General features: G+C 35.8%; 2 protein-coding genes. One reads left to right on the forward strand and one right to left on the reverse strand.

The features are described from left to right. The first annotated feature begins 109 nt into the window (after window positions 1–109). Window positions 110–679, forward strand: a complete 570-nt coding sequence (locus AC3DU7_RS31810) for a Fur family transcriptional regulator (protein ID WP_488043223.1) — start codon at window positions 110–112, stop codon at window positions 677–679. Here the strand turns inward: AC3DU7_RS31810 and AC3DU7_RS31815 are convergent. Then, window positions 612–2,204 (reverse strand): hypothetical protein (locus AC3DU7_RS31815; RefSeq protein ID WP_488043224.1); only part of this gene is annotated, 1,593 nt, incomplete at its 5' end. The two genes, AC3DU7_RS31810 and AC3DU7_RS31815, sit on opposite strands and share 68 nt — an antisense overlap.

A 2,204-nucleotide genomic window follows, 5' to 3' on the forward strand; every position in this document is an offset into this window, starting at 1 on the left:
AATTATCAATTATCCATTGGTAAAATTAGCTCTTGCAAAAATCTCTCAATAAGTATATATTCATATTAGTAATGCATTTATTCAGAAGCAAATCTGGGCAATCATAAAAATGGTATTCTATCAGCATGATTCACTTAAGTCTGAACTAAATCAAAGAGGTTGGCGTTTGACTCCTCAAAGGGAGACTATCTTACAAATGTTTCAACACTTACCTCAAGGTAAACACTTAAACGCAGAAGAAATATATAATCTGTTGTTGCATCAACAGGAAAAAATAAGCCTTTCTACTGTCTACCGAACCCTACATCTCTTGACAAAAGTAGGTATTTTGCGGGAACTAGAATTAGCTGAAGGACACAAACATTATGAGATTAACTCCCCCAACCATCATAAACATCATCATCTAGTTTGTCTTCAATGCCATAAAACTTTTGAGTTTAACGATGATTCCATCACGAAAATTAGCCAGAAGCAGGCTGAAAAAGAAGGAGTCGAAATGTTAGACTGTCAATTAACAGTTCATGCTGTCTGTATAGAAGCTTTACGCAAAGGTTGGCCTGCTCTAGTACCTACCAGTTGGTCTTGCCCAAGAACTCATTTACAAAAGATGTCTAACTCAAATTCAAATCATCAAAAGGTAAAATTGGAGGAGGAGGAGGAACTACCAAATTTTCAATAACTGCTCTATGACTTTCGCGGTTAGTTTGTACTTCGGCTGCGATCGCTTCAAATTTTATTTCTAAACAACCATAAGCAATATACAAATCTGTCATTACCTCTACTTGCCCCATGCCATTAGGAATAAAATCAGTCAACCAACGTGGACCTGTAACTATTGTTTGAGCTTGGCGGTCGTAAACCCAGATCTTAACATAAATGCGAGGCAGACCTTCCGGTAATTGTACTCTAACTTTTACATCTTTTCCAGCAATTACTTCTTTAGCCAGTACTTCTAAATGAGGCACTGGCACTGGTTGATCGTCTGGTAAAACATAAGGTTGTCTAGAAATTGATTCATCTTCTGGTTGAAAAATACTTTCTAAATCATCATTCCATTGTTTTTCTTGCTCCTCTAAATTTTCATCTTCAACTACAAATTCTTGTGCTTCCCAATTAATTTCATCAGAATTTTCATTAACAAGTTCCTCACCATCGACCATCCTATTGCTTGAATCACTATCTGACAAATTATCTGTTCCATCCTGATTTTTAGATTCTGATATATTCTCTGATCCTTCAGTTGGAGATAAAGAAGAAGCCTTCATCCATTGGGATAACTCAGAATCATTAGCCAAGGAATTCAGCCGATCAAATAATCTATCCTCTAAATTCAAAGCCTTAAATGCTTCTTTTCTAGGAGCAAATTTTGTCGGAAAGGGAACAAGGTTTTGTTGATTTATAGGTACTTCCTCTTCCTCAATGTTCGACTCCGACTCCGACTCTGACTCTTTTATTTCTTCCCCTTGCAAATTTGTCTGCTCTGAAGGTTTATTTGAATCTCCCCAGACATCATCTAATTCATCTGAATTCTTAGGAGCATTTGACTTGGCCAACAGATCTTCGATCATAGTCTTGTCTATGGCCATTTTTTTAGGTGCTGGATTTCCAAAGGTTGGTAACTGTAGCATTCCAGAATCTCCCTCTCCTTCAACAGGTTGATATATCTGTGGTGGTAAAGGTTGTTCTATATCGGATTCCTTCTGGGGTTTAACTTGATTAATTTTTTCTACTAACTCTTGAAAAGAAGGAGATTTTTGCTCTGGTTTTCTTGCTACCGGAGTTATTTTCGTAGCCATTCCCTGATGGTCATCTTCACTAAAATTATCATCAATTGCTGCTAACCAATTCTGTAGTGGGGCTGTAATTGTAAAAGATGTATTGGCTAAAGTAACTGTATTATTTGTGAGGATAATTTGCCCTAATACTAAACGAGTTTTAATATTTTCTGGAACATTAATTGTACAAGCAAATATAATAGGTGGAGCTTGCTCTGGTAGAGCTTGTTGTAAATCAATTAAAATTTCTGAAGTTTGAGGATTACGCAGACAAATTTTTAAATTACCATCAACAATTGGAGTATTATTTTCTGGAATTGAGGAATCATTTTTTGTTAAGGTATTCTGGGAGATAAGGCTATTAAAACCTTCTGTATCTTGAAGATTTTGAGCTTTATTATCTAAAACAATCTGACCAGATATAATTAA

This window comes from Okeania sp. (assembly GCF_983059655.1).

Coding starts and splice junctions, on each gene's coding strand:
- AC3DU7_RS31810 (WP_488043223.1), top strand. CDS start 110: ATGGTATTCTATCAGCATGATTCACTTAAGTCTGAACTAAATCAAAGA.